At 52.8% G+C, this 25,326-nt stretch carries 21 protein-coding genes and 1 pseudogene; 9 read left to right on the top strand and 13 right to left on the bottom strand.

The features are described from left to right. Window positions 1-15: 15 nt before the first annotated feature. From VIN76_RS03075 to VIN76_RS03110, 8 genes are all read right to left on the bottom strand, one after another. Window positions 16-1,212, bottom strand: coding sequence for an AAA family ATPase (locus VIN76_RS03075; RefSeq protein WP_332040348.1), 1,197 nt, complete (start codon window positions 1,210-1,212; stop codon window positions 16-18). Continuing rightward, window positions 1,209-2,129: a DNA-primase RepB domain-containing protein gene (locus tag VIN76_RS03080; protein WP_332040349.1), complete on the bottom strand. Its 921-nt coding sequence runs from the start codon at window positions 2,127-2,129 to the stop codon at window positions 1,209-1,211. The genes VIN76_RS03075 and VIN76_RS03080 overlap by 4 nt, the downstream gene beginning before the upstream one ends. A gap of 144 nt (window positions 2,130-2,273) precedes the next feature. Further along, complete coding sequence (locus VIN76_RS03085; protein WP_332040350.1) at window positions 2,274-2,603, bottom strand: hypothetical protein; 330 nt, start codon at window positions 2,601-2,603, stop codon at window positions 2,274-2,276. Continuing rightward, window positions 2,600-2,824: a helix-turn-helix transcriptional regulator gene (locus VIN76_RS03090; protein WP_332040351.1), complete on the bottom strand. Its 225-nt coding sequence runs from the start codon at window positions 2,822-2,824 to the stop codon at window positions 2,600-2,602. Before VIN76_RS03090 ends, VIN76_RS03085 begins: the two co-directional genes overlap by 4 nt. Before the next feature lie 106 nt (window positions 2,825-2,930). Continuing rightward, the gene (locus tag VIN76_RS03095; protein WP_332040352.1) at window positions 2,931-3,650 is read right to left on the bottom strand and encodes a hypothetical protein; all 720 of its coding nucleotides are present in this window, start codon (window positions 3,648-3,650) and stop codon (window positions 2,931-2,933) included. A gap of 31 nt (window positions 3,651-3,681) precedes the next feature. After that, window positions 3,682-4,854, bottom strand: a complete 1,173-nt coding sequence (locus tag VIN76_RS03100; RefSeq protein ID WP_332040353.1) for a tyrosine-type recombinase/integrase — start codon at window positions 4,852-4,854, stop codon at window positions 3,682-3,684. Window positions 4,855-5,071: 217 nt separating this feature from the next. Further along, complete coding sequence (locus tag VIN76_RS03105; RefSeq protein WP_332040354.1) at window positions 5,072-5,659, bottom strand: DUF7662 domain-containing protein; 588 nt, start codon at window positions 5,657-5,659, stop codon at window positions 5,072-5,074. A gap of 97 nt (window positions 5,660-5,756) precedes the next feature. Further along, window positions 5,757-6,899, bottom strand: coding sequence for an HNH endonuclease (locus VIN76_RS03110; RefSeq protein ID WP_332040355.1), 1,143 nt, complete (start codon window positions 6,897-6,899; stop codon window positions 5,757-5,759). Window positions 6,900-7,542: 643 nt separating this feature from the next. Between VIN76_RS03110 and VIN76_RS03115 the strand changes: the two genes are divergently transcribed. After that, entirely contained in the window at window positions 7,543-8,058 is a 516-nt protein-coding gene (locus VIN76_RS03115; protein WP_332040356.1) for a hypothetical protein, read from the top strand. Window positions 8,059-8,258: 200 nt separating this feature from the next. Continuing rightward, window positions 8,259-9,419, top strand: a pseudogene (locus VIN76_RS03120) (IS30 family transposase). Window positions 9,420-9,617: 198 nt separating this feature from the next. Here the strand turns inward: VIN76_RS03120 and VIN76_RS03125 are convergent. Both VIN76_RS03125 and VIN76_RS03130 read right to left on the bottom strand, forming a co-directional pair. Further along, a complete protein-coding gene (locus tag VIN76_RS03125; protein ID WP_332040357.1) occupies window positions 9,618-11,012 on the bottom strand; it encodes an MBL fold metallo-hydrolase in 1,395 nt (464 codons plus the stop codon). Window positions 11,013-11,044: 32 nt separating this feature from the next. Beyond that, a complete protein-coding gene (locus VIN76_RS03130) occupies window positions 11,045-11,821 on the bottom strand; it encodes a TIGR00730 family Rossman fold protein (RefSeq protein WP_332040358.1) in 777 nt (258 codons plus the stop codon). Window positions 11,822-12,089: 268 nt separating this feature from the next. Between VIN76_RS03130 and VIN76_RS03135 the strand changes: the two genes are divergently transcribed. The 6 genes from VIN76_RS03135 (at window position 12,090) to VIN76_RS03160 (ending at window position 19,233) form a co-directional block, all read left to right on the top strand. Further along, window positions 12,090-12,686 (top strand): TetR/AcrR family transcriptional regulator, encoded by a 597-nt coding sequence (locus VIN76_RS03135; protein WP_332040359.1) that lies wholly within the window; start codon window positions 12,090-12,092, stop codon window positions 12,684-12,686. Between the two features lie 124 nt (window positions 12,687-12,810). Then, window positions 12,811-13,818: a secretion protein HlyD gene (hlyD, locus tag VIN76_RS03140; RefSeq protein ID WP_332040360.1), complete on the top strand. Its 1,008-nt coding sequence runs from the start codon at window positions 12,811-12,813 to the stop codon at window positions 13,816-13,818. Next, window positions 13,818-15,554, top strand: coding sequence for an ATP-binding cassette domain-containing protein (locus VIN76_RS03145; protein WP_332040361.1), 1,737 nt, complete (start codon window positions 13,818-13,820; stop codon window positions 15,552-15,554). The genes hlyD and VIN76_RS03145 overlap by 1 nt, the downstream gene beginning before the upstream one ends. Window positions 15,555-15,595: 41 nt before the next feature. After that, window positions 15,596-16,690 carry an ABC transporter permease gene (locus VIN76_RS03150; protein ID WP_332040362.1) on the top strand — a complete coding sequence of 365 codons (1,095 nt, stop codon included), beginning with the start codon at window positions 15,596-15,598 and terminating at the stop codon, window positions 16,688-16,690. A 16-nt stretch (window positions 16,691-16,706) separates the two neighbouring features. Further along, window positions 16,707-17,813: an ABC transporter permease gene (locus VIN76_RS03155; protein ID WP_332040363.1), complete on the top strand. Its 1,107-nt coding sequence runs from the start codon at window positions 16,707-16,709 to the stop codon at window positions 17,811-17,813. A 7-nt stretch (window positions 17,814-17,820) separates the two neighbouring features. Beyond that, on the top strand, window positions 17,821-19,233 hold the full coding sequence (locus VIN76_RS03160; protein WP_332040364.1) for an efflux transporter outer membrane subunit: 1,413 nt from the start codon (window positions 17,821-17,823) through the stop codon (window positions 19,231-19,233). Window positions 19,234-19,615: 382 nt separating this feature from the next. Here the strand turns inward: VIN76_RS03160 and VIN76_RS03165 are convergent, their stop codons facing one another. After that, window positions 19,616-20,110: a DUF2141 domain-containing protein gene (locus VIN76_RS03165; protein ID WP_332040365.1), complete on the bottom strand. Its 495-nt coding sequence runs from the start codon at window positions 20,108-20,110 to the stop codon at window positions 19,616-19,618. A 249-nt stretch (window positions 20,111-20,359) separates the two neighbouring features. Here VIN76_RS03165 and VIN76_RS03170 point away from each other — a divergent pair, with 249 nt between their 5' ends. Then, entirely contained in the window at window positions 20,360-21,673 is a 1,314-nt protein-coding gene (locus tag VIN76_RS03170) for a patatin-like phospholipase family protein (RefSeq protein ID WP_332040366.1), read from the top strand. A 945-nt stretch (window positions 21,674-22,618) separates the two neighbouring features. Here VIN76_RS03170 and VIN76_RS03175 read toward each other — a convergent pair. Beyond that, complete coding sequence (locus VIN76_RS03175) at window positions 22,619-24,193, bottom strand: AAA family ATPase (RefSeq protein ID WP_332040367.1); 1,575 nt, start codon at window positions 24,191-24,193, stop codon at window positions 22,619-22,621. Window positions 24,194-24,215: 22 nt separating this feature from the next. Next, window positions 24,216-25,325, bottom strand: coding sequence for an AI-2E family transporter (locus VIN76_RS03180; protein ID WP_332040368.1), 1,110 nt, complete (start codon window positions 25,323-25,325; stop codon window positions 24,216-24,218). Window position 25,326: the final 1 nt, after the last annotated feature.

The raw sequence follows: 25,326 nt of genomic DNA on the forward strand, positions 1-25,326 counted from the left end.
CGATGCATGTACGTGTCACTGGCGATCTTTCGACCGTCGGATCGTCCATGTGGCCCCTGGCCCTCGACCGGCCTTGACCTCAGCCAAATCCTTGGCGCGATCGATCGTGCGCTTGGCAAAGCCCATCTTGATCAGCTGATCTAAAGCGTCCCGCGCCCTTATCGGACCCCGAACCAAAAGTTCTCCGATCTTTTCCGCGCAAACCTCGACCACCTTCTCTTTGCTTGCCCCCTTTAACAGCTGATCGGCCGATTCCTCGATCTCGGCCAGCCAGGAAATCGTTGGCACCGATGCATCTGATTTCGACTCCAGTTCGAATGTTAGAGAGGGTCCGTTCTTTGCCCAGTTCGATTTGGGGTGTGAGAAAACTCTAGTTTGGTCGTCGACTGGATGGCGGAAGATCATCAGCCCGGATCGAACTGCCGCGATAAAGTCCATCGAGCCTTGTCCTGCCTCGATCGCAGTGTCCGAACCTCCCTTACGCAAATGTCGTACGATAAGGATTGCGATATCCAGTTCGCGAGCGAGCATCGCTAGCGGCTGCATGAACCCGCGAACTTCAGTTGCCCGATAGGTATTTGTCTCGGGCGATACGAAGGCTGGAATTGGGTCGATAGCGACCAGCTCTACGGGGTGTTCGATGATTTCATTGCGTAGCTTCAACCGCCCATACTCATCGAGATATTCCGGGCGCGCCATGAAGCGAATTCGATCGATGTCAGCTCCTTGAGCTTCCAGGCGCGGCCTGAGCACACGATCCGGATCATCCTCTGGAGACATGAAGAGCACATTGCCTTTAGACATTTTGTACTTGTCGGCAAAGCGCCCTCCGGTCGTGATTGCAGCTGCAAGGTGGTTGGTAATCAAGGATTTTCCTTGGCCGGGATGCCCGTCCAAGATCGTCAGTGCTCCGCGTGGGATGTAGGGATTGATCAGGAACTCCGCCTCACGGCTTTCAACCTTTGACAGATCGCAAAAGGTCTCTACCTTGCTATCAGCTTTGACGATTGCCCATGCTTTCTTAAAGACGTGTTCGAATTCGTCCTCGACAAGCTGTGGTGAGTTGAACTCGGCGTTTTGTGCCTCTGCCAGCTCCCGCGCTTGCACTCTGGTCGCGCCGCGTGCACCCCATGTTCTGATGGATGCGGTCAATTCCCGGCTTCGCGCAATTCCCTTGAATACCAAACCACGCTGTTTCTTGGAGCGACTCATTGATCGTCTCCCATCTTGGCACGGATAGTCAGGATTTCGCGTTCGGCCATTGCGATGTTGGAACCATGCTTTTCGAGGAAGTGTGGATTGCTGATTAGAATACATCCGATTTCGTCGTTTTCGGCCTTTGCAATTACTAGGTCTGAGACGATTACATATATGGCTGCTGACCGGTCGGGATAGATGACACGGTTCGCTTCCATGAGCGTTCGGGCAAAGAGCGATACCTTGCGACGGTAGCGCCTTATCAATACAGTAGCTTCAAAGCGCGTTGGGTCAAATTTGCCAGTTTTGGTATCAACTAACGTATCGGCCAGCCCGATTGGGAAATCCGGAACCGGCTGTGATCGTTCATCGAACCGCAAAAGGCGAACACGGTCGCGATTGCGCTCGGGCTTGTGATTGATCGTGCCGGGTACCCGCAAATATTTGGTAACCGACCACCCGCCTTTGTCGCCACCGTACCGAAGTAGCCCTTTCGAGATCTGCTCGGCGGTGTAAGGGTCAAGTGTTTCGTTCCAAATCCAAATACTTTGATATCGACCAGCAGATGTCTCCCAGAGGATATTGGGGCGAGGCCTGAACGCCTTTGGGTCGTCGTCATCCACGTCGCACCAACCGAGGCATGTGCTCATCGCGAATCGAGATTTGCGCAACTGTCCTTCAAAACCGTTCGCACAAAAGTATGTGTCCCAAGAGAATGGGGGATGGTCGTCGAGTATCCTCAACGCTGCTGCCTTGCGATCACCTGAAATCGCATGCTCGATCCAGCGCGACCCTTGGCGAGAAGCCATAAAGGTTGTAGCATTGGGGGATAGGTGTCCCCATAGCTGCGCGACAAACTTAGCGGCAGCTTTAGGCATGTGTGGGTGGTTCGCCTCCGCGGCAAGCGGAGCGAAGCGATCAGAAATTCGCATGATGTCTACTCACTTTATATGGTGAAATAAAATTGCCCCAGTGCCCTCATGTCATTCTGGCACTTTGCAATGGCGCATTATCGCGCATCGCATGCGAAGAGATTGCTCAGAGGAAAATGCGTTGGTACCGGGGCAAATCGACGACTAACTTCTCTTACGCCTCGATTTCGTGTGCTCTTGGGCACTCAATCTGCGCTCGTCATCTTCTAAATCCACTCGCCTGTCGAAGGCTTTCCATCCGACTTCAACTGAGAACAATCTTTCGATAGTCTCTTCAAAAACCCAGGGATTGAGGTATTTATCCATCCGATCCTGCGACCAAGGGACATGTAATTCAAGGTAGCCCTCATCATCCGGTGTCACGAAATCGAGGATCACCTTTTTGTCCATTATCTTGAGATAAAGATGCGCATGAGTTTCTGTCTCATCGCGGCTTGTAAATTTATCGCTGACGCTTGTTTTAGGAGTGCTCATTCCTTGTCTCCCCGGCTAGCAGCCAATTCGGCAATGTGACTATCCACTTCGCTTTTGAGCCAAGCTACAGAATGGTCGCTGATGCGAATGCGCTTAGGCCAACGATTCTTTGCCTCAAGCCTCAATAACGTGCTTGCCGACTGGGTAACACCGAGCCGGTACAGGTGCTCTCGAGTATAGAGAACACGCGTTTGTTCAATGTTCGAATTGCCTTGCTTCATAATTCTGTCCTTCTGCTGATTAGGAAGGTGGCCACCTTGCATCTTACCTCCGAGCAAACTTGGGCTACTCAGCGGCTTTTTGATATATATGGTGAAGAATGAAGCGCTAGTAGTGCAACAAAGCATCCAAACTTGGATTGTCTCTTGGCACCTGAAATCTTCGGCAAGCCGCTACGATTGCTTTCCGGTTCGGTCGTTTGAATGGGCCAAAGGGCTGTCCAATGGCCTTGTAGGCCGAATCAAACGCATCTCCCAATTCATGAAGCATGCGCTGGAAGGGTCCGGCGCCAGCTCCACCAAAGGCTGGCTTCCTATCCGTCAATTCCCAGTAGATGCGCGCCATGCGGTAAGCGAATGCGGTTTCTGCCCACGTTCCTGGGTTTTCAATCCGATCCGTCGAGAATCCTTTGATCGACAGCTTTACTATCTTGTCTCCGATTGGGGCGAACTCAGCAATGCTTTGAATTATCTGCTCAAGTTTGCCTACGGAATCGACCAAGTTGTCGTAGTCCTCCTGAAACCACGACGACTCTGGTCCGCGCGCCCCATAAAAGAAGGCTTCGTAGTGCATGGACATCAGGAATGGCTGATAAGCTTCGAGCTCCGGTCGCAGGCGTTCTAGATTTCGGAGCATTTTTTCTATGCTTTTACGACGCTTAGAGCGATCTAGACGTGTTGGGTCGCCCTTCATAGTGCGAAGGTGGTCTTGGAATTCAAACGCAAGTTTCAAGCGCAGATCAACCAGAATACGCGCCTCTACGCCGCCTAAGGCATCACCTATGGCTCGCATTTTGGCGGAGGTGAGATGCTCGAGAACATCGGCCATGCAATGGGACGCGCGAAGCTCTGCCTTTGCGTCAATCCGATTGGAGGAAGCTACCTGTCCGAAATAAAGTCTCAAGATGCTTCCCCCATTTGTCCAGCGCAGCGCGTTTTTCGGCATCGTAACCGTATCGGTTGTATACCGCAGCAACACCCGAAATCGTACCCGAAATATGATTGAGCACCTTTTCGATCACGTGAGGCGGGACGCTGGCACGCGCCATTCCCGAAGCCGCGGTTCGGCGTAAATCGTGAAGCCGCCAATTTGCGGTCTCGGACCCATCCTGAAGCCGCCCCAGGAATTTGCTGAAGCCGTTAATGGGCGAGGTTCCATTCGTCGTGAAGATGAGATCGCTGCCCTCAAACCTTGGCATCTCTTCGAGCATCTGCAATGCCATCTCATTGAGCGGCACCGCGTTTTCTTCGCCATTCTTCGATCGCTCGGCTGGGAGTGTCCAAGTCTTGGTTTTGAGATCGATCTCGCTCCAACGCATATTGGCCACTTCGCTGCGACGCTGCGCGGTTGCAAGCAGCATTGGCACAACATAGCGATAAGGGAAGGCAAGATTGATACTGGCGGCCAAGACCCGTGTGATTTCATCATCTGTAAGAATGCGGCGGCGCTTGGTCTCTACCGATGGCGCGCTAACTCCATTCAATGGCGATAGGTCGATAATACTGCGCTCCACGCACCAATTCATAAGCTTGCGCAGATGAGCATGAATACGGTTTGCCTGATATTTCGAGCCGCGAGCAACAGCAGCATCCATCAACGCCAATAGATCGCAGCGCTTGATCTTTCTGATGTCCATTTCGCCATACGCTGAGACAAACTCGCGCTGGAGAATGCGCTCTGCTTCCCGATAGCTGCGATTGCGCGGCTTGGCGTATTGCTCGATGAATTGAGCGCAGACTTCGCATACCCGCATATCGAGTTGTCTTCGCGTCGTAGCAGGATCAATTCCTTCATCGACCAACCGCAAAACCTCGATTGCTTTGTTACGGGCTTCGGCAAGCGAAATGCGTGGGTAGACGCCTAGTTTGTGGCGACCCTGCTTGAGACCAAGCCGGAACTTTTGTGTGAAGGTTCTTTGTCCATTGGTGCTCACCCTGACAGCAAATCCAGGTAGCGAGGCATCGCGCACTTCATAGCGCTTCTCACGCGGTTTGAGCGCGTCGATTGTTTTGGCTGTAAGTACCTTGCGCATATGCGACTTCCTTTCGTCGCATCTTCATAAGAGAGTTGGATTGCCTATCTCAAATAAAAGCCTAGCTCGTGCGGCGGCCTGCAGCAGAAAAGTTGTCCCTGCTTCGATCTGCAAATGACCCGCCCGGCCCAAAGAACCAAAGCTTAGGTGCGATTCACGAATCAAGTGCCTTGATACTGAGCTTGGAAATTGGGGTCTCATTCGATCGCGTGTTAGTCTACCTCGGCAAGCGATATTCTATCGTCAATGAGGCTCCAAAATCCTTCATGGGTTTCTCGACAATCCGATCACCATGTGTTTGCTCTTCATACATCGCTTTGCAGCACATCGGCATTCGATTGAAGGGAGTTGGATATCCCCCAACCAATCGATGTAATTTGCCCGCGTTAATGACCACGCTAGAGATGCCTTCAGACCGAGCTTCCAATAGGTAGTCTTTCAAAGCTGCTCTAAAATCGTCCATTTTTGGTGCGCTCAAACGGTCTTGGTTTTCATTGCTTGGCATTTCGGTCGCTCCTTCTTCGGTGTGCTTTTTGAAAGTCAAAGTCGCATCGTCCATGTCGACCGAGGAGGATTTCCAACCAGCTAGTGTCCAGGACATTGATTGACTGTGAGCCGCTCCCCGATCGTTTGCCCACCAAGGGCGATACATGTGTGCGCTGTTTGGCAGGGAAAACCCGAGTATATTCTCCAGTTCGCTAAATGTAGTTTGCCACTCGGTGCCATCGCGAGTGAGGAGATGCCTATAGAGTGGAGCATATTTACCCCGCTCGACGGCTTCTAAAAGCAATTCGCGTCTCGACATCAAAACCTCCAAGTGGACAAGTTAGTTAGTACCTTTTGTCTTTTTGGTTTTAGTTAGTCAAGCTCTGCTCACCGAATCTCACTCATGACCTGAAGTATCAGGCCTTTAGCGACCGCTTGGGATAGTCAATTAGCCGAGAGACCTTAGCGATAACGGCCTTGCGAAACGAATCACGATCTTCCGCATGATGCAAACGGCGATGGCAATTTGGACACCCAGCAATAGCATTGTCTGGGGTATCGGGCCCGCCCTCCGCTAAGAGGCGAATATGATGGACCTCAAGATACGGGGAACCATCGGCGCGATTGAACGGAGCGACTTCTTCGCAGGCATCGCAATGGCCATCTGCTTCATCGCAAACCCAAGCTATCACATTTGGATCGCGGACAAATTGATTTGAGCTTGAAGTTGTGCGGGCCGGAGCTTTTGACCCGGATGGTTGTGGCAATTTGCCTTTTTCAAACTTTTGGGTTGCCGATTCAACTCTCGTCGCAAGCTCGTCAGGATCAGAGGTTGGCGCCTCAGGCTCTGCAGTCCGATCCCAGTGCTCATTTATCAATTCGATTATTCGGTCTTTGGCAGCGCCAACGTTTCTCAGCGGCAAATAGCCCTGAACGTAGCCCAAACCCAATTCGTCGATGACGGCGGAGATGTTTTGCATTCGGAATTCATAAGCGCTTTCGCCGCGTGCTTGCAGAGCAGCTTTGACGACTGCCCTCCTTAAAGCAGACTTGTTTACCTTGGTGCCAGCTTCTTGGGCCAGCCACAGCTCTCTGTAAGCCGCGACACACGCCGCCAATTCTTGGTCAGTCCAACCCTCGCCTTTGGATGAGGCGATTGGCTTGGTACGTACGCCTTCGGCTAAGAATTCTCCCGTCTCCGGATTGAAATCCAACAGGGTCATGGTCAAATTATCGTCAGGCCAGCGTTCCTTTGCAGACCTAGTCTTGGCGTCCACATCCTTCGCTTTGAGCATGACAACTTTGAAAGTCTTGTCTCCCTCCCAAATGTTTTGGAGATGACGCTTTCTACCTTTGTTGTTTGGCTGCTTCACCCAGTGCTCTAGCTTAGGATGATTAAAGAAGTCGGCTCGAACTTTGGTACCATCATCCTCAATCTCATCCTGCCATAAGGTGATGACAGTCGTTGCCCCATCTGCGCTTTGCGCCGACCACGCATAAGAATTGTTCGTTTCCGCACCAAAATGGGCGAACGCATCGATAACTTTCCACTTCGGCATTCAAACACCTCATAACTAGCAAAAAATTACGCCATATCGGCGCACAGCATAGCCACCCTCAATTTGCGCGCAGGAAAGATCTGTCTCGCCTGTTTTGCAGCGCGCAACAACTCGACCATAAACGTCCGTGTCAGTTTGACGGCATTCCAGAATGCCCGAGTTTGCGAGATCGCGAAGGTTCTGAGTGCTCGCGTAGGGGTCGCCAGGTGTGCACTCTCGGCCAGGTCGACAATGGCCAGGAAGCTCCGGTGCATCGATCCCGCCAAGTCGCACGCGCTGCACGCCGCAATCAATGGTGTCACCATCCAGCACGCTAGGGGACGGGCAGGCAAAAGTATTTTCTGCGTTCCCGTCCGCCATCCAGCTAAAACCGGCTAAGCCAACCAAAACACCGACGCTAATTCCAATTATCGCCAGCTTGAGTTGCTTGTATCCCCACCAGCGGCGAGATTTGGATCGACGCTTTGCGTGAAATTGCGACGCAGATTTACGCCCACGAAACTGCCCGGTATTTTTAGGGCGCCGCTTAAACTTGTGAACCGATCCCATTTCTCAACCAATCGCCTAATTCTTTAATCTCGACAATCTATAAGACGGTCTGCACACTACGATTAGTACTAGAAAAATTGAGGAATTACAAAAGATGAGCAATCATCTCGAACAACTAACCGCAGAATGGCTCGAATATCGAGGCTACTTTGTCAGAAAATCTGTTTTAGTCGGGCCGAGACAGAATGGCGGCTATGAAGGCGAACTTGATATCGTTGCTCTCAAACCCTCCACGGGGCACCTTCTCCATGTTGAGTGCTCATTAGATGCACTTTCTTGGGCCAATCGAGAGGACCGCTTTTCCGCGAAGTTTGAGCGTGGGCGTAAGTATATTCCAGACCTGTTCGACGGACTACTAATCCCCGAAAGTCTCGATCAGGTCGCTTTGCTCCTGATGGCTGGCACCGAAAAAAACTCAGTTGGCGGAGGCCGCGTAATCCGTGTGGCAGATTTCGTTTCACAAATTTGCTCGTTCTTAAAACGATACCGTCCTGAAAAATCGGCCGTCCCATCAAACCTCCCACTGCTTCGGACGATGCAACTTGCATCGCATTTTGCGGATATCAAACCGAACTGCTTGCCATTAATTCCTCGCGAGGAACCTGAATGATGACGGGGGTTATAAGCAGACGTTAGATGCGTCCATGACCTACGGCCGGAATTGGGCCGATGGCGGACTGTCCGGTTCTGGGTAGCTGACCCAATTAGCGGACATTAAACGGGGAGCGAATGCAATGTCCGCTTCCGCCGGGTGATTTCAACTGATCGACGCAACACTTTAATCTTTTCAGATAAGATGGAGTGTTGGATATGAAGCAGAGGAAGCGAATATATTTCAGTGCTGTGCAGAAGCGAGAGATATGGGATCGCTGGCAGCGAGGGGAGTCGATGAGCAGTATCGGGCGTAGTTTTGAAAGAGACTCGTCCTCAATACATCCGTTGATATCTCGAACGGGTGGCATCCGTCCTTTGGAACGTAAGCGATCCCGCCTGGCACTGACATTGGCGGAGCGAGAAGAGATATCTCGCGGCCTTTAGACCGGAGTGTCATTGCGCTCGATCGCACGGCAGTTGCAGCGCTCGGCATCAACGATCAGCCGTGAAGTTAGACGCGGTAGCGGGGCAGCTCGAATCCGAGCTGCAGCATCTGACAAGGCGGCTTGGAACCGGGCACACCGCCCCAAGCTGTGTAAGCTGGCTGGCAATCCGGTTTTACGGCGGACTGTTGCCATCAAGCTAAAGCGGCTTTGGTCGCCGCAGCAGATTGCAGGATGGCTCAAAAGACAATATCCCGGCCAAGTGTCCAATCAGATATCCCATGAGACAATCTACCGAAGCCTGTTCGTGCAAACACGCGGTGTGCTCAAGAAAGAGCTGCTGGTTTATCTTCGATCTCCACGTTCTATGCGTCGTTCGCGGCATTCCAGCCTGAAGGGCAATGGCTTGGGCCAGATCAAGAATATGGTCTCTATCCGCGAACGACCCGCGTCTGTTGAGGATCGAGCTGTGCCAGGCCATTGGGAAGGTAATCTGATAGCTGGGCCGAAGAACAGCTATATCGCTACATTGGTTGAACGGCACTCGCGTTATGTGATGCTGGTCAAAGTGAAAAACAGAGATACGCAAAGCGTTGTCTCGGCCCTCATCAAACATGCCGGCAAATTACCAAGTGAACTCTATAAATCTCTGACGTGGGATAGAGGCAAGGAGTTGTCCGATCACGAGCGCTTCAAGATGGCGACGAATATCGATGTTTACTTCTGTGATCCCAAAAGCCCGTGGCAGCGAGGCTCTAATGAGAATACCAACAGGCTGCTGCGCCAGTACTTCCCAAAAGGAACCGATCTATCGGTTCATAGCCAAACAAAGCTAAATGCTGTAGCCAGACAGCTTAACGAGCGTCCCAGAAAGACCCTCGACTATGAAACACCGGCCCAGCGGTTCGGTGCTTGTGTTGCGTCGACCGGTTGAAATCACCCCGCAATTCCAGACGTTTACGAATTAGTTGGTAACGCTTCAAACCGGTCGTTTGTTCGGCATTGGCTCGAACGGCCGTTATCGTTAGCGATTTCAACCGTTCCCAAGCCAGTCTACGGTAAGTTGTATGCGCGCCGCACCATCAGACTTCTTTTGGCTTTGATAAAATTGATCATAGAATTCCCCTGAAATCTAGCCGATTGTCACTTGCTCTCCAGGGCCAGGTATCGTGACTTCGCTGCTCAGGATGCTACGGATGCCCCCGCTCAACGCAATTGATGCATCTGGTTCGCCATGGGTGACAAATATCTGTTTTGGCGCCTTTTTGAACGCTGACACCCATGCAAGAAGCGCAGTGCGATCCGCATGTGCAGAAAAGCCGCCAATGGAACGGATTTCTGCACGCACCGGTATCTCGTCACCGAAAATCCGGACTTTGGCAGCACCTTCAACAAGCCGCCGTCCCAGAGTTCCTTGAGCCTGATAGCCAGCGATCAAGACGGTATTATTGCTGTTTGGCAAGCCGTGACGAAGATGATGGAGAATTCTTCCTGCTGTGCACATTCCGCTTGCTGATATTATTATTGCGCCGGATTTTATGGTGTTTAACGCAATCGATTCTTGCACGCTTTCGGTATATTTGAGCAAAATCGATGAAGGTGATTTGCTATGCCACTTGACGAGTTTTGTCGCCTCTTCATCAAATATTTTCATATATCGTTTCGTTAGGTCAGTTGCCTTCTGTGCCATCGGAGAATCAAGGAAAATACTGAGATTATTCAGGCGACCTTCACAGGTCAGATGGTGAAAATAATATATCAGTTCCTGCGTTCGTCCCACAGCAAATGCGGGAATAATAAGATTTCCCTTTTTGCGCGCCAGCGTGTCGTTGGTAATTTCAACCAGTTCATCGAGGGATGGTACTAGCGCCTTGTGCTCGCGATCTCCGTAAGTTGATTCGATGATCAGATAATCTGCGTCTTCGACGGTATATGGATCGCGAATTATCGGGCGACCAGGTTGGCCAAGATCCCCAGAAAACACCAGCTTCCTTTTTCCGCCACTCGTGTTGATCCAAATCTCGAGGATCGCCGATCCCAAAATATGTCCTGCATCACGCAGGCACAGTTCGATTTCCGGGTGCAGGGAAATGACTTCATCATAGCTATATGGCACAACCTGAGAAAGGGCCTTCTCGGCGTCAATCATTTTGTACAGAGGCTCCAGATCTTCTTTGGCATGATTACGTTTTTTTGCTGCCCGTTCTGCTGCGCTTTCATGAATGTGAGCGCTATCACGGAGCATTATCTCCAATAGTTCAGCGGTGGCGTTTGTGGTGTATATTGCCCCATCAAACCCATCCCGACATAGTTTGGGCAATAGCCCGCTATGGTCAATATGCGCATGAGACAGAATTACGAAGTCGAGAGAGGACGGATCAAACGCAAATGGTTTACGGTTCTTGGGTCCGGCATCGCTCCCGCCCTGAAACATCCCGCAATCGACGAGAAACCGAAAGCCATTTCCTTCGACCAGATAGCAGGAACCGGTAACTTCCCCGGCAGCACCCAAAAACGTAATCTTCATAATATTCTCTCCGTTTGAAATTACGCCAATGCCTATTCGGGCGGTATTTCGTTATAAAACTGGCAAATCAGATGTACCGCTTCGCGCGCATTATCCACGATCTGAAAAAGATTGAGGTCTTCCCGGTCAATATATCCTTCATCGACGAGAAATTCGAAGTTGATCGCCTGGGCCCAATATTCGCTGCCAAGCAGAATGATGGGAATAGCAACGATTTTGCGGGTCTGGACAAGCGTCAACACTTCCAGAACTTCGTCCAGCGTTCCAAATCCGCCCGGGAAAGCGACAAGAGCTTTTGCCCGCATCAGAAAGTGCATCTTGCGAATACCAAAATAGCGAAACTGGAAACATAATGCCGGCGTGATGTAGGGGTTAGGATTCTGCTCTTTAGGCAGATTGATATTGAGGCCGATAGAGCGCGCACCAACATCGTTGGCTCCCCGGTTGGCCGCCTCCATGATCCCGGGGCCACCACCGGTAACGACCAGGAAGTCTGATCGCCCCTCCTGCTGAAATCTCCGTGAAACTATGGCCGCAAACTCACGGGCTTCCTCATAATAGCGGGATTTTTCGCAAGAGCCTGCCGCTGCCACCCGCGCGCTGCCAAAAACGACAACGGTCGAATTGACTCCTTCTTTCTTCATGATCAGGTCCGACTTCAGAAATTCCAGTTGCAGCCGGGCAGAACGTAGATCGTTAAGATTCAGGAATGCCGGATCGTCGGTTGCGGGCCTATATGCTTCGCTTTCGAGCAGAGCCTGAACCATTGCTCGTCTTGATGAGGTATCGCTTTCCGGCTTGTCAGTCATTTCTAGTCGATCCTTCCATCGATGTGTTGCTGAATGGTCATCAAAACCAGTTGAAGATTATGTCCCGTATGTGGGACTTGACGAAAATGCGTATTTTCCTCGGTCAGCCTTTCGATATTGCTATGTAATCGATTCATTATCTTTCCTCTCTTGCATGACAATCAAAGATGCTTCGCTTGTTGCGCTACAAGCCAATCAGTTTGATCAGAAATCAACTCTCTGACACAAAGTTAGTGACTGGTTACTATCTTTTATGTAAGGCTGCAATATGAATCGCAAAAACCTCACAGCAGATCAACGTCGCAGCGCAACCGTCGAGGCAGTGGTGGCGCTCGCGGCATCGTCGAACCCGGCCGATATCACGACCGCACAAATCGGTGCGCATATGGATGTGACGCAAGGCGCCTTGTTTCGTCACTTTGCGAGCAAGGAGGAAATCTGGACTGCTGTTATGGACTGGACGGCCAAAAACTTGCTGGCTCGGCTGGACCAGATTGAAACCGATAATCCAATTGACGGGCTCAAGGCCATGTTCACCGCACATGTTGAATTTGTCATCGCCCATCCGGGCATCCCCCCTATTCTCTTCGGTGAACTGCAGCGCAGCGGCGAAACGCAGGCAAAAGCGCGGTTACAGGAATTGATGGCGGAATATGGTGCCCGGCTGGCAGCGAGACTCACAGCGGCGAAAGCGGCGGGGATGGTTGCGGATGACATAGACATACCGGCAGCGGCCATACTTTTCCTCGGTATCATCCAGGGCCTGGTGATGCAGGTCATGATGACCGGCGACTTTGGCGCTATGCGCGAAATGTCGGGACGGATATTCGACATTTATTTGAACGGGATCGGAGCTAAGAGATGAGTCTTGCCGCTGCCTTCAACCACCAAAACCCGCGGATTGATGATAATTCCGCTCAATCGCCACCACTCTTCCGCTATGTGGTGCTGCGCGCGCATGTTAACACATCAACCTCGGAGAATGCCCAGTGAACCGGAAACGTTTGATTGTCATCGCGGCAATAGCTGCCCTGCTGATCGCCGCCGTCGCCACGCGCGGCTTTGGACTGTTTGGCAATGACGACGACGGATCGCTCACACTCTATGGCAATGTCGATATCCGCGAGGTCGATCTGGGCTTCAGGGTCGGTGGACGGATAGAGAGCATCGTAGTCGAGGAAGGCGAAAAAGTAAAAGTTGGTGAATTGCTGGCGACACTGGACAGTGCGAGCCTCGAAAGTCGAGCCAGTCTGGCCGATGCCGAAATCTCTGCAGCCCAAGCCAATTTGACCAAGCTGCGCAATGGCAATCGCGCGCAGGATATTGCCCAGGCCCGGGCAAGGCTCGCCGCAGCCCGGATCAGTGTCACTGAGGCGGAAAAAGACTATCGCCGTCGTGCGCGGCTGGTTGAACCGGGCGCGATCAGCCGTGATTTGTGGGATCAAACCGTTGCCGCGCGCCACCGTGCAAGAGCGCAAGCGGCAGAGGCGGGTGCGGCTTTATCCCTGCTGCAGGCTGGCGCGCGGCGCGAGGATATTGCGGCCGCAGCGGCGCAGGTAGAGGCGGCCAAGGCGCAGCGGACCGGCGCCGAGGTTGATCTTTCCGATACCCGACTATTTGCCCAGACCAGCGGAACGGTGGTGACGCGCGCGCAGGAACCGGGCGCGATTGTGCAGCCGGGTGCAACGATCCTGACCTTGTCCATAAACAAACCCATGCGCGTGCGTGCTTATATTGGTGAACCGGATCTCACCCGGATCAGCCCGGGAATGGCGGTCGAAGTGCTGGTTGACGGCAATCCCCGCACCTACAAGGGCACGATAGGCTATATTTCACCGCAAGCTGAATTTACGCCGAAGTCGGTGGAGACACAGGATTTGCGTACCGATCTGGTTTACCGCCTGCGGATCATCGTGGCAGATCCCGACGATGCGCTGCGTCAGGGTCAGCCGGTTACAGTGCGTGTTCCCGATGCTCGTTTGTCCAGAGCGCAGTGATGCGCGATCAACAGCAAATTGCTGTGGCTGACGGCCTGACCAAAATATTTGGTGACGCGCCGCCCGCTCTGAATAATGTGAATATCGAAATCAAGGCTGGAGCCATGACCGGGCTGGTCGGCCCGGATGGTGCGGGAAAGACGACCCTGATCCGCATATTGGCAGGGTTGATGAAACCCACCGCTGGCACCGTCCAGATATTTGGCGGGCTTCCCGGTATCGCGCTGGAAGATATTGGTTACATGCCGCAGCGCTTTGGCCTTTATGAAGATTTAAGCGTCATCGAGAATCTCAACCTTTACGCTGAATTGCGGGCACTACCAAAAGAAGATTATGGCGAGACATTTGGTCGTTTGCTCGAATTTACCGATCTGAAGCGTTTTCAAACCCGGCCTGCCGGAAAATTGTCGGGCGGAATGAAGCAGAAACTCGGACTGGCTTGCGCGCTGGTCCGAACGCCAAAATTGCTGTTGCTGGACGAGCCGGGCGTGGGCGTTGATCCGATCTCCCGGCGCGAGCTTTGGGCAATGGTCAGCGATCTGACTGATGAAGGAATCGGCGTTCTGTGGTCCACCGCCTATCTTGATGAAGCGGAAAAATGCGATTATGTCTATTTGCTCAATAACGGCGAGCCGTTGTTTGACGGACCGCCTCACGAACTGACCGACAAGATCGAGGACCGCGTCATCAAGGTGACAGACTTTGACGGCAATCGGCGGCATGTCCTGACCCGCGCGCTCGACCGCAGTGACATTATCGATGGCACATTGCAGGGCCGGGCGATCAGATTGCTGGTAAAATCCGGCAGCCTGAAGCCGGATAGCAATGCGCTGAATGAGGGCAGCAAGACAATTGTCGCGGACGCCCGCGCTCGCTTCGAAGACGGTTTTATCGAAATACTGGGCGGCGGCCCCAAAGGTACAAGCCAGCTTGCCCAGCGTTATCGCGAAGTTCCCGAAAGTGATGTGCCAGCCATTTCGGTACAAGGCCTGACCAAGACATTCGGCGACTTCACCGCTGCGGAAAATATGAGCTTCGAGATCGGACGCGGCCAGATATTCGGACTGCTTGGCCCCAATGGCGCAGGAAAATCGACCACTTTCAAGATGCTGTGTGGTTTGCTGACTCCGACTTCGGGGACAGGCGCAGTGGCCGGCAATGATATCGGGCATGGCTCCGCCAAAGCGCGCGCGTCGCTGGGTTATATGGCGCAGAAGTTTTCGCTTTATAGTGACTTGAGCGTAGCGCAAAACCTCGCCTTTTTTTCCGGGGCTTATGGTCTTGGCGGCAGCGCAGCCCGCGAAGCCATCGAGCAAATGACCGAGCTGTTTGACCTTGGCGATAAACTGAAATTCAATGCAGGAACATTGCCGCTGGGTTTCAAGCAACGTCTGGCGCTCGCCTGTGCGGTCATGCACCAGCCCCCGGTATTGTTTCTGGATGAACCGACATCGGGCGTTGATCCGGTCACAAGGCGCGAATTCTGGACGCATATAAACGGTCTCGTCGAAAGGGGCGTCACGGTGCTGGTGACCACGCATTTCATGGATGAGGCTGAATATTGTGACGACGTGACGCTGATTTACCGTGCGCAGCAGATTGCGACCGGAACCCCTGATGATCTCAAAGCCAAAGCAGCGCAACTGACGAACCAGACCGATCCGACGATGGAAGATGCGTTCATTGCCCTGATCGAAGAATCGGAAAAAGAGACCAGCGAGAAAATAGCGGCGTGAGCGGATATTTATCCTTTGACAGGCGCAGGCTTACAGCCTTGGTGACCAAAGAATTCACACAAGTTGTCCGCGACCCCTCAACCATATTGATTGTGTTGGTGTTGCCGCTGATCCTGTTGTTTCTATTTGGCTATGCGGTGTCACTTGATGCATCGCGCACCCGCGTCGCGGTGGTGCTGGAAGATAGCAGCGAACCGGCGCTCAGTCTGGCGATGGCATATCAGAATTCTCCCTATTTCGACGTGACTATGGCGCGCTCGCTCAAGCCGGTCCGGAACATGATGATCGATGGCGAGGCCCGCGCAATACTGGTCATCCCACAAGGCTTTGGACAAGGAGTCAAAAAAGGCCAAATACCTCCGATCCAGATCATAACGGACGGGTCGCAACCCAATACGGCGAATTTTACGACCGCCTATGGCAATGGCGTATTGAACAATTGGGCGGCGTCTCGGCAACTGGAGGCACCGCGCGGGCAAGCAACAAGCCAGCCGCTCCAGATTTCTACCCGTTATTGGTATAATCCCGCGCTCAAGAGCCAGTTTTTTCTGGTTCCGGGTTCCATCGCTATTGTCATGGCCATGATCGGTACCTTGCTGACCGCGCTGGTTGTCGCGCGCGAATGGGAACGCGGAACGATGGAATCCCTGATGGCGACGCCGATGCAGATGAGCGAATTTATTGCCAGCAAGGTCATCCCCTATTTTCTGCTCGGTCTGGGCTCCATGGCGATTTGCAGTCTGACCGCAGTCTTCATATTCGGCGTACCGTTCCGCGGTTCGATTTTCGCGCTGCTTGTCCTCTCATCGGCCTATCTGATGCCGTCGCTGGGCATGGGACTGTTTATTTCGGCCGCCACAAAGAACCAGTTTGTCGCAAGCCAGATTGCTCTGCTCAGTTCGTTCCTGCCGAGTTTCCTGCTGTCAGGATTTCTGTTTGAGATTTCATCGATGCCTTTGCCAATCCAGTTTATCACCAATGCGGTTCCCGCCCGCTATCTCATTCCCTCTTTGCAAACCGTGTTTCTGGCCGGCGACTTCTGGTCGCTGTTCCTGCCGAACATCCTGATCATGCTGGCATTTGGTATCGGGTTTTTCCTCCTGTCTTTCCGGACCACGCACCGGAGTCTCGACTGATGAGAAGTTGCCGCTAATGGAGCGTCTTAGAGCAATCATACTCAAGGAGATTTGGGCGCTTCTGCGCGACCCCAAAGGACGGATTATTTTGTTTGCGCCGCCGTTGCTGCAACTGCTCGTTTTCACCTTTGCCACCACATTGGACGTGAATGACGCCAGAATAGGTGTTTTGGACCGGTCGGGCGGAGTGCAAAGCAGCGAACTGGTGCAGCAGATTTCCGCCAGTGATAATTTTGCTGAAATCCGGCGGCTATCTTCTCATGATGATCTGGCGCGCGCCATCGATGACCAGGAGATCATCGCCGCAATCATTTTCGAGCCGACATTTGATCGAAATCTGACCAAGGGAAAAACCGCAACCGTCGGGATCGTTCTGGATGGCCGCCGTTCGAATGCCTCACAAATAGTCGCAGGCTATATCAGCAGCATAATTGCGAGTGCCAATGTCAGTGCCGATAAGCAGACAGCGACTATGACCAGCGGCGCTCGCAGTATTGCTACCAACTGGTATAACCCCAGCCTTGATTATATCTGGTTCACTTTGCCGTCACTGATCGCGATTGTGTCGGCGGTTGCCGGGCTTTCGGTAACAGCGCAGAGCGTCGCGCGCGAGCGTGAACTTGGCACATTCGACCAGCTGATGGTCAGCCCGTTGAGAGTGCATGAAATATTGATCGGTAAAATGATTCCGCCCTGGTTATTGGGAATGCTGAACGGCACGATCTTCCTAGCTGTTGCGACACTTTTCTTTCAGGTTCCCTTCACCGGATCGCTGATCCTGTTCTATCTGTCGCTGGCCGTCTATATGCTGGCGCTGATCGGGGTTGGCATGTTTGTTTCCGCTGCCTCCACAACACAGCAACAGGCATTTCTGGGTTCGTTTCTCGCTATGGTTCCGATCATATTACTGTCCGGCTATGCCAGCCCGATCGAGAATATGCCCGAATGGTTGCAAATGACGACACTGATCAATCCAGCCCGTTATTTTGTCGTGCTCGTCCAGGGTCTTTTTCTGAAGGCGATGCCGTTTGATATGGTGGTGCAACAGCTATGGCCGCTTGGTCTAATTGCGCTTGCTACACTCAGCGCATCGGCCTGGCTTTTCCGTGCCCGTATGGAGTGAAGAAAATATGTTGAGACATCGAACCTTCATCGTCACCGCTTTGCTCGTCAGTGCGACCACCGCGTGTACGACCGTAGGGCCTGATTATCAGCCGCCGAAAGCCGGAGACACGGCAAGTTCTGGCTGGATTGAGCCAACGGCCATCGGCGCGGTTGATTTGCAATGGTGGCACCAGTTCGGTGATCCGCAGCTGACGCGGCTTGTTGAACAGAGCATGGCAAACAGCCCCGATATTCGTATTGCCGAAGCCCGCCTTGCAGAAGCGCGAGCCAATCGCGATGCTGTTGCCGGGCGGCAGCTCCCGAATGTCAATGCCAGCGGCACCGCGACCGAAAATAGAATCAGTGAAAATGGCCTGTTGCCGACTAACAATATCCCTGGCCTGTCGCGCGATTACAGCCTGTTCGATCTGCGTTTTGATGCGAGCTGGGAAATTGACCTGTGGGGCCGTAACCGGCGCAGTCTGGAAAGCGCTAACGCGCGCGCGTATGCTGCACTGGAAGCCAAGCGAGATATCCAGATTGCTCTGGCAGGAGAGGTTGCGCGAAGTTATTTTGATCTGCGCGAAGCACAAGCAACCGCCGCGAGTGCCAGACAAAGTCTTGCCAGCAATCAGGCGCTTGCCCGGCTTACGTCATTGCGGTTCGAAGCAGGCGAAGCCAGCCGCCTTGAAGCGGAAAGAGCCGAAGCAGCAAGCGAAGCCAATAGCGCGGCCCTGAGCAATGCCGAAGCGGCTGCCGCAGCAGCAGCCTACCGGATCGCCGCATTGATGGGTGTCGCACCGGAAGCCATTGTGCCCGAATTGCGTGACGCCAAACCGATACCGACAAGCCCCGACAGGATATTGGCCGGAGTGCGTACCGATTTGCTTGAGCGCCGCCCGGATATTCGCAAAGCGGAACGCGATATGGCCGCTACCAGCGCCGATATCGGAGTGGCCACAGCGGATCTATTCCCTCGCTTCTCCCTGTTTGGTTCGCTTGGCCAACAGGCACGCAGTGTTGGAGACCTAGATTCATCCAACAGCACCCGGTTTTCAATCGGTCCGAGCTTTTCTTGGCCGATTTTTTCAGCCGGCCGCATCCGCGCGCAAATCCGCGCGGCCGATGCCCGGAGCGATGCGGCGCTCGCGGCATATGAAAAAGCTGTCAACGGCGCGCTTTCCGACAGTGAAAGTGCAATCAATCGTTTCGCCAACGCTCAGGCGGCGGCCAAGGCGGCCAAGGCAGCACTCGGTCGCGAATCCAAGGTTTTTGCCTTGGCCGAGCAGCGGTTAAGGGCGGGCGAGGATGATCGTCTTGTACTTGAGCGCGCGCGCCTCTCGCTGATTGCGGCAACAAACGCAAATAATGCCGCACTCGCGCAAGAAGGTCAGGCCGCCGCTGCTCTATACAAATCGCTGGGCGGAGGGTGGCAGTGATTTGCGAACCGCTATCGTAGTCTGTTCTGGCAACGGCGTAGCGGGGTTGGTGAACCTCTATCGTCAAAAGCGTGTACTGCTATTTGCCAAGATAACGTGCGGCAGTTTCATCCGCTTTCCACATGATATATACGGTTTTGGTATCCCTGATACTCTGTGAAAAATGTTCGCCGGTGCCGGCCTAGTGTGTGCGAAACGTGCGAATGCCGCTAGTTTTCACGAAAACATGACGCCCCTTGAACTTGTATGCGTCTGGAAGTGGTGTCGCCGCCTTGACCGTTGGGGGAGGGACAGGGAGGGGCCATTGCGGCGACACCTTCGCTACGAGCTAGTTTAAAAGGAGCGACCCGCTAGCATTAACCGCAGCGAAAACTCTGGATTGCTAAATCGTGATGAACTGAAGCGTATAGGCAAGGTCGCTCGTGATTGTGACTGCCGCTTTCGAGAATGACGGCCTGCCCTTTGGGCGGCCCTGCAATTGACCTTTAACCGAGAGGCCTATTGGTTCCTTTGGCATTCCGATAATGTTCCGGTTCAATTTCCCGTCACCGTTTAGATCGGCAAAACCGCTAATGGCATAAGTTCCAGCCGGGATACCGGAAAACGATACTCTCCATTTTCCACCTGACTTTTTCGCCGCTGCGTGGTGGCTTGCGGTTGGAGAACAGATTGGAAATCCTTCCTTGTTTTTCCACAGACAGATATGCACCGATTTCGCATTGGCGGGAATGGCGGTTGCTGTGACTGTAACGGACACGAACTTGGCTGGCTGCGCATTTACAATGCCATGCATCGTGAACATACCGAGCACAAACGTCGCACCAAATAACGCCAGAATTACAGAAGAATCAGCAATTAATTTGATTATTCTATTCATGGGAAACTTCCCTCACAATGGGGTGACCAGGTTGCTCGCGCAAGAACAAGAATCTCTCGTGCATACCAAAAGCCAGCAATAGGTCCGCAACAATATTTGCCTTGCCCCCAGCCATTTCTTTTTACTTCCTTATCCTTTTGGAAAATGGGCCTGTTTGCTGCGTTCCAACAAATGGTTGACCGTTCAAAATCATTCTTGCGAATCACATAAGATAGTGACCGGTTACTTTCTTTTATGTATAGGTGCAATATGAATCGCAAAAACTTTATATTCACGCAGCACTCCCTGTGGCTTCGCCGTCGTTCAGTCGGCCTGATCCGATGCGATCCGGCAGCTGGTGACCGGCGGCGCCAAGAGTCTGCCGCAGGCCGGTTCCGCTCAACAATTCTGATCGTCTGCATGACAGCCATGCTGGCTGGTTGCGCGACATGGCCGGATCGCCCCGCGATCTCGCCCGAGACCGCGGCCGCAGCGTCAATAAATGGCTTTGCTGAAATCCGTATCTACGCGGACGCTGATGTCGACCAATGGTTGCGATGGCGAAAAAAATGGGAACATGACCGGAAAAGTGCAGATGCTGTGGACCCCATCCGGATGTTGGCGATTTCCAGTGGCTCGGACAAGGGCGCGTTCGCTGCCGGGTTGCTCAACGGTTGGAGCGAAGGCGGAAACCGACCAGATTTCTCCCTTGTCACCGGCACGAGCACAGGCGCGCTCATAGCACCGTTCGCCTTTCTGGGCAGAAAACATGACGTAACGCTTCGCACTCTGTATACGACGATTTCCGCAAAGGACATTTTCCGCAAACATCCCATTGAAGGTGTTCTGGGCGGAGTGAGTTTGGCAGATTCCGCCCCTCTCTACAGCCTCATCGACCAATATCTGACTACGCAAATTGTTGAAGAAATTGGCATCGAGCATCGCAAAGGCCGGCGATTGCTCGTTGCAACAACCAACCTCGATGCGCAACGCGGTGTCGTGTGGGACATTGGTGCCATCGCCATCAGTTCCGATCCGAGGAAAGCCACACTGATAAGGCAGATATTGTTAGCATCCGCGAGTATCCCAGGCCTTTTTCCACCAGTGTTGATGAATGTTCAGAATAATGGTCAGCGACTAACCGAGATGCATGTTGACGGTGGAACAACTGCGAGCATGTTCGTAGTGCCAACGGCGTTGCTGCGGTCAAACTCGGGCGGTACAGACGTCGAGGCACCACGCTCAATCGATCTCATTTACAACGGAACGCTGCAATCGAGATACGAAGTGATCGAGCCGCGCACCTTCACTATCATGGAACGTGCGCTCTCGACGGCGATATTGGCGGCGGACAAGCACAGCATCGCTGCATATGATGAATTTGCCAAACGGCACGATACCCGGTTCTCAGTATGGACGATCGACCTTGATTTTGCTGACGACGAGCACGCCCTTTTTGATCAGAAATTTATGACGATGCTATTCGATTACGGCCATCAAAAAGGTTTGGGTATTCGTCCGATTGCGAAATCTTCGGATCCCGGCTTCTCATTGCGAGAAAGGTTAAACCCTATGCAGCAGTGACAGGGCAAACATAGTTGGAAGATGCACAGGCATCAATTAAAAGCATTAAGATCCCGAACTGTTGAACCGGTTAGAATTTGACAATTGAAATCAAACAGCTGCGCTAAGCTGTCATGACAAACGCCCGCGTCGGCTAACGGCTTAGGTAGAGGGACTGAAACGTAGCCGTATAAGCATTTTCCTTGAGATCATTCGCCTTCGTCGCCTTTTCCTAGCTATTTGCTCGTCACTTTGACGACCGGAATATCCAACCCAATTATACTAATTTGCGAAATGGACTCCTCCTTGTAATGGTGTTCAACACCTCCATTATGGCACACTAATGCCGTCGGGGGGACGTCCACCCCATCACCCAATTGTTGCCACTCAAGCGAGAAAGGATGGTGCGCGCTGAACGGCTGCTTTTTGGGAGCAATCTTCGATCGAGACAATGACGACAATTGGGCGCAAAGCGGACGTAGGATCATGCGGATGTGAATGTCAGCAAGTGAAGCGGAATGTCTGCGATAATCCGCAACGACGGCGATCAAGATTAGGTTTTTGTCCTGACAACCTGAATGTCATTTGGTACTTTCATATGCGCCCGGGGGGTTGTTTAGACCAACACCCCCTGCCCAATCACGCATCAAGTCCCGCGCGACATTTTCCGGAAATTCAATCCACAATGAATTACATGTCACATGGGGTACCAATAGGGTACCAGACGCCTGCTATTGCATGATTTGACCTGCAAGAGCCTGCTACAGCTTGATACCCCAGAGAGATTCCAAAACATTGAATTATGGTCAGTATGCGTCTATTTACAGAGACTTGCATAGACATCAAGGCACACTTTTAATCAGTAGGTCGATGGTTCGAATCCATCAGGGCTCACCATTGTTTTTCAATGGCTTAACTCCCTTTGACGTATCTTTCCGGCGCTGTTCCGACTGTTATTCCGGCAATTTAGCCAGCATTATATGGTTCATCCACATCAGGAAGAACGGACAGAATCTTTGCGGCCACGTCTTCAGGGCTGCCGCTGCTGTCAACGGTGTTCCAGCCGCCAAGGTCTCCGACTCTGGTGTTCGACTGCTTTTGGACGACGGCCACATCTGCATCAGAGGCGTCGCCCTTTCTCTTTTCGACACGTCGTTTGAGGATTTCCACCGGTGCTTCGAGCCAGATGCCGCTGAACGGCACGTTCTGCTCTCTCGCCATTCCCTCGATTTGATCGCGCATCTTCTGATTTGCAAAAACACCATCAGCGATGACTGTAAAACCGCTCTCTAAGGCGCTGGAAATTTCGTCCATGAGCCCGGCGTAGACCTTCTCATTTTGTTCAGCGCTATAGGCTTGCTCTTCCAGATGTTCTTCCGGCGCTACACCGAGCATCCGTTTGCGAAGGACATCTGTTCGCAATAATCGCGCGCCAATTGGTGAGCCGAGTTTGGGCGCAATCAACCGTGCCAGCGTTGACTTCCCCGTACCGCTGAGCCCGCCAATGGCGATCAGCCGCGCCGGCGACGTATGAAGGAGCTGTAGCGCAGTAGCCAGATAGTGTTTTGCACTTTCGGCGAGCTTGTTCCTTTTGCCTTTATCCGTCTGCAACCCTGATTGAGTGGCTGTGACATGCGCGCGAATGGCAGCGCGCATCGACAGGAAAAGCGGGATCGAGGCGATGCCGCCTGCCTCCCCGGTCATGTCGAGATAACGATTGAGCAGCCCGTTGGCCTCCGGATAAAGACCGCGATGGCACAAATCCATCAACAGAAACGCAATGTCATACAACATATCGATTGTTGCCATTTCCTGGTTAAATTCCAGGCAATCGAACAGGGTTGGCTCGCCATTCCAGAGGCATATATTGGCAAGATGCAAATCGCCATGACAGTGGCGAATATGCCCCGCCTCCCCCCGGACATCCAGTAGCGGCGCCAGTTTCTCCAGCAGCAGCTCGCTGGATATCAAGAGCTTCTCCACCTCGAAAGACGGGAAGATTGTTTCGATATGATCGGAAAGGCAGCGATCATTTTCCTCGATGATAGCGCGCAGCCTTTCATGGCTATCCTGAATAATGACACTATGCAGCGAGCCATGAAACTGCGCGATATTATCGGCAAGACGGTATATAAGAGGCTGCGAAAGTTCGCCGCGATCCGCAACTGCGCTCAACAATGCATCATCGTCAAAACGGCGCATCACCACAAGCCAGTCAATCGGTTCGCCATCACCAAAACCGATCGACCCGTCAGGCGCCTGATTGACACTTTGTACATCGAGATAAAGTTCGGGAGCCGTCCGGCGATTGAGGCGCAATTCCGTCAGACAGGCATACCGCCGCTTTTCCAGAGTGGAAAAGTCAAGATAGTCGAGCTTGACCGCACGTTTCAATTTATAGGCACGGTCCCCGACCAGAAAAATATGTGAAATATGAGTGTCAACGCGGTGCACCGGAATATCCCGTCCGTAACTGCCCGAAGCTTCGAGAAACGCGATTGTCTTCGCTTGCTTATCCGATTGAGGTGACGTTCCAGCCAAGTGCATCATCCTATCCCAAACATCAGCGCACCGCTTCGCCCCCAGCTTCATCAATCTGCGTAGCTGTAGAGTCCGGCGGCCTGTGCAAGTTTTCCCGTAACATCGACATCATCGATAGTGTCACAGTGACGATGATTGGCCCCAGCACAATCCCTGACGGTCCAAGCAGGACAAGACCGCCCATGATCGCCAGAAAAGAAACGGCAGAATGAAGCTGCAATCGCCCACCGACCAGGATCGGATAGATTATATTGTCGATCAGGCCGACTACGATAGTGCCCCAGAGGGTCAATATGATGGCCGCCACAAAATTTCCGGACAATGCCAGAAACACTGCGGCTGGCACCCAGATAATGAACGCGCCTAGAAATGGAACGATTGCCAGCAATCCCATCAGCACACCCCAAAAAACAGGCGACGGCAGTCCAAGCCACCAGAACATCAGGCCGCCTAATGTTCCCTGAAGCGCTGCAACCGCGAGTGTTCCGTACACAGAGGCAAATACGGTATCGACAACGCGCCCTTGAAGGATCGCAAACTGGTTGTCCGAGAACGGCAAAATGTCTTTCAGCGTTTCGCGGACTTTGTCCCGGTCGCGCAGCATATAGAAAAGAAAGAAAAATGTTATCAGCAAGGTGATCAGTCCCATGATCGAACCCTGGATGAAATTACCGCTCCAGTCAGTGAGCGAAGCTTGCACATTCTCCACAATCTGAGCCATGTTCATCCATCCACTCGCCCTATCTATCGTCGCCGCGATTGCCGGGCTTTGAGATGACAATTCCGCCAAAGTACGGGACCCCAGTGTTTCGGAAATTATCGTCAATCCGTGAAGTGCTTCTCTCAGCAGAATAGTTGAAACGATAATCGCCGGAGCCACAACGATAATGGCTGCCACACATATCGATATGCTGGCTGCAATACTCGGCCAGCCTATGATTTTCTCAAGCCGCACCTGAAGCGGAATGAAGAGCAAAGCCAATGTCGCGGACCAGACAATTGCCGGGATGAACGGAACGGCAAGAAGGTAGCACAAGACCAGCCCGCCAACGACGCCGACGGCGAGTATCACCTTCGAAACTGTTAATGGAAATACGAACTTGTCATGTGCAGCGACCTTGGGACCGTCCATA

The organism is Parasphingorhabdus sp. (assembly GCF_036568145.1).
Taxonomy (GTDB): Bacteria; Pseudomonadota; Alphaproteobacteria; order Sphingomonadales; family Sphingomonadaceae; genus Parasphingorhabdus.

What these genes read in the sequence shown, in the direction of transcription:
- VIN76_RS03105 (WP_332040354.1), bottom strand. Translation starts at nt 5,659, where the DNA reads ATGTCGAGACGCGAATTGCTTTTAGAAGCCGTCGAGCGGGGTAAATAT.
- VIN76_RS03125 (WP_332040357.1), bottom strand. Translation starts at nt 11,012, where the DNA reads ATGAAGATTACGTTTTTGGGTGCTGCCGGGGAAGTTACCGGTTCCTGC.
- VIN76_RS03160 (WP_332040364.1), top strand. Translation starts at nt 17,821, where the DNA reads ATGTTGAGACATCGAACCTTCATCGTCACCGCTTTGCTCGTCAGTGCG.
- VIN76_RS03090 (WP_332040351.1), bottom strand. Translation starts at nt 2,824, where the DNA reads ATGAAGCAAGGCAATTCGAACATTGAACAAACGCGTGTTCTCTATACT.
- VIN76_RS03100 (WP_332040353.1), bottom strand. Translation starts at nt 4,854, where the DNA reads ATGCGCAAGGTACTTACAGCCAAAACAATCGACGCGCTCAAACCGCGT.
- VIN76_RS03180 (WP_332040368.1), bottom strand. Translation starts at nt 25,325, where the DNA reads ATGGACGGTCCCAAGGTCGCTGCACATGACAAGTTCGTATTTCCATTA.
- VIN76_RS03085 (WP_332040350.1), bottom strand. Translation starts at nt 2,603, where the DNA reads ATGAGCACTCCTAAAACAAGCGTCAGCGATAAATTTACAAGCCGCGAT.
- VIN76_RS03165 (WP_332040365.1), bottom strand. Translation starts at nt 20,110, where the DNA reads ATGAATAGAATAATCAAATTAATTGCTGATTCTTCTGTAATTCTGGCG.
- VIN76_RS03155 (WP_332040363.1), top strand. Translation starts at nt 16,707, where the DNA reads ATGGAGCGTCTTAGAGCAATCATACTCAAGGAGATTTGGGCGCTTCTG.
- VIN76_RS03095 (WP_332040352.1), bottom strand. Translation starts at nt 3,650, where the DNA reads ATGGCCGATGTTCTCGAGCATCTCACCTCCGCCAAAATGCGAGCCATA.
- VIN76_RS03130 (WP_332040358.1), bottom strand. Translation starts at nt 11,821, where the DNA reads ATGACTGACAAGCCGGAAAGCGATACCTCATCAAGACGAGCAATGGTT.
- VIN76_RS03145 (WP_332040361.1), top strand. Translation starts at nt 13,818, where the DNA reads ATGCGCGATCAACAGCAAATTGCTGTGGCTGACGGCCTGACCAAAATA.
- VIN76_RS03115 (WP_332040356.1), top strand. Translation starts at nt 7,543, where the DNA reads ATGAGCAATCATCTCGAACAACTAACCGCAGAATGGCTCGAATATCGA.
- VIN76_RS03080 (WP_332040349.1), bottom strand. Translation starts at nt 2,129, where the DNA reads ATGCGAATTTCTGATCGCTTCGCTCCGCTTGCCGCGGAGGCGAACCAC.
- VIN76_RS03170 (WP_332040366.1), top strand. Translation starts at nt 20,360, where the DNA reads ATGAATCGCAAAAACTTTATATTCACGCAGCACTCCCTGTGGCTTCGC.
- VIN76_RS03135 (WP_332040359.1), top strand. Translation starts at nt 12,090, where the DNA reads ATGAATCGCAAAAACCTCACAGCAGATCAACGTCGCAGCGCAACCGTC.
- VIN76_RS03075 (WP_332040348.1), bottom strand. Translation starts at nt 1,212, where the DNA reads ATGAGTCGCTCCAAGAAACAGCGTGGTTTGGTATTCAAGGGAATTGCG.
- VIN76_RS03110 (WP_332040355.1), bottom strand. Translation starts at nt 6,899, where the DNA reads ATGCCGAAGTGGAAAGTTATCGATGCGTTCGCCCATTTTGGTGCGGAA.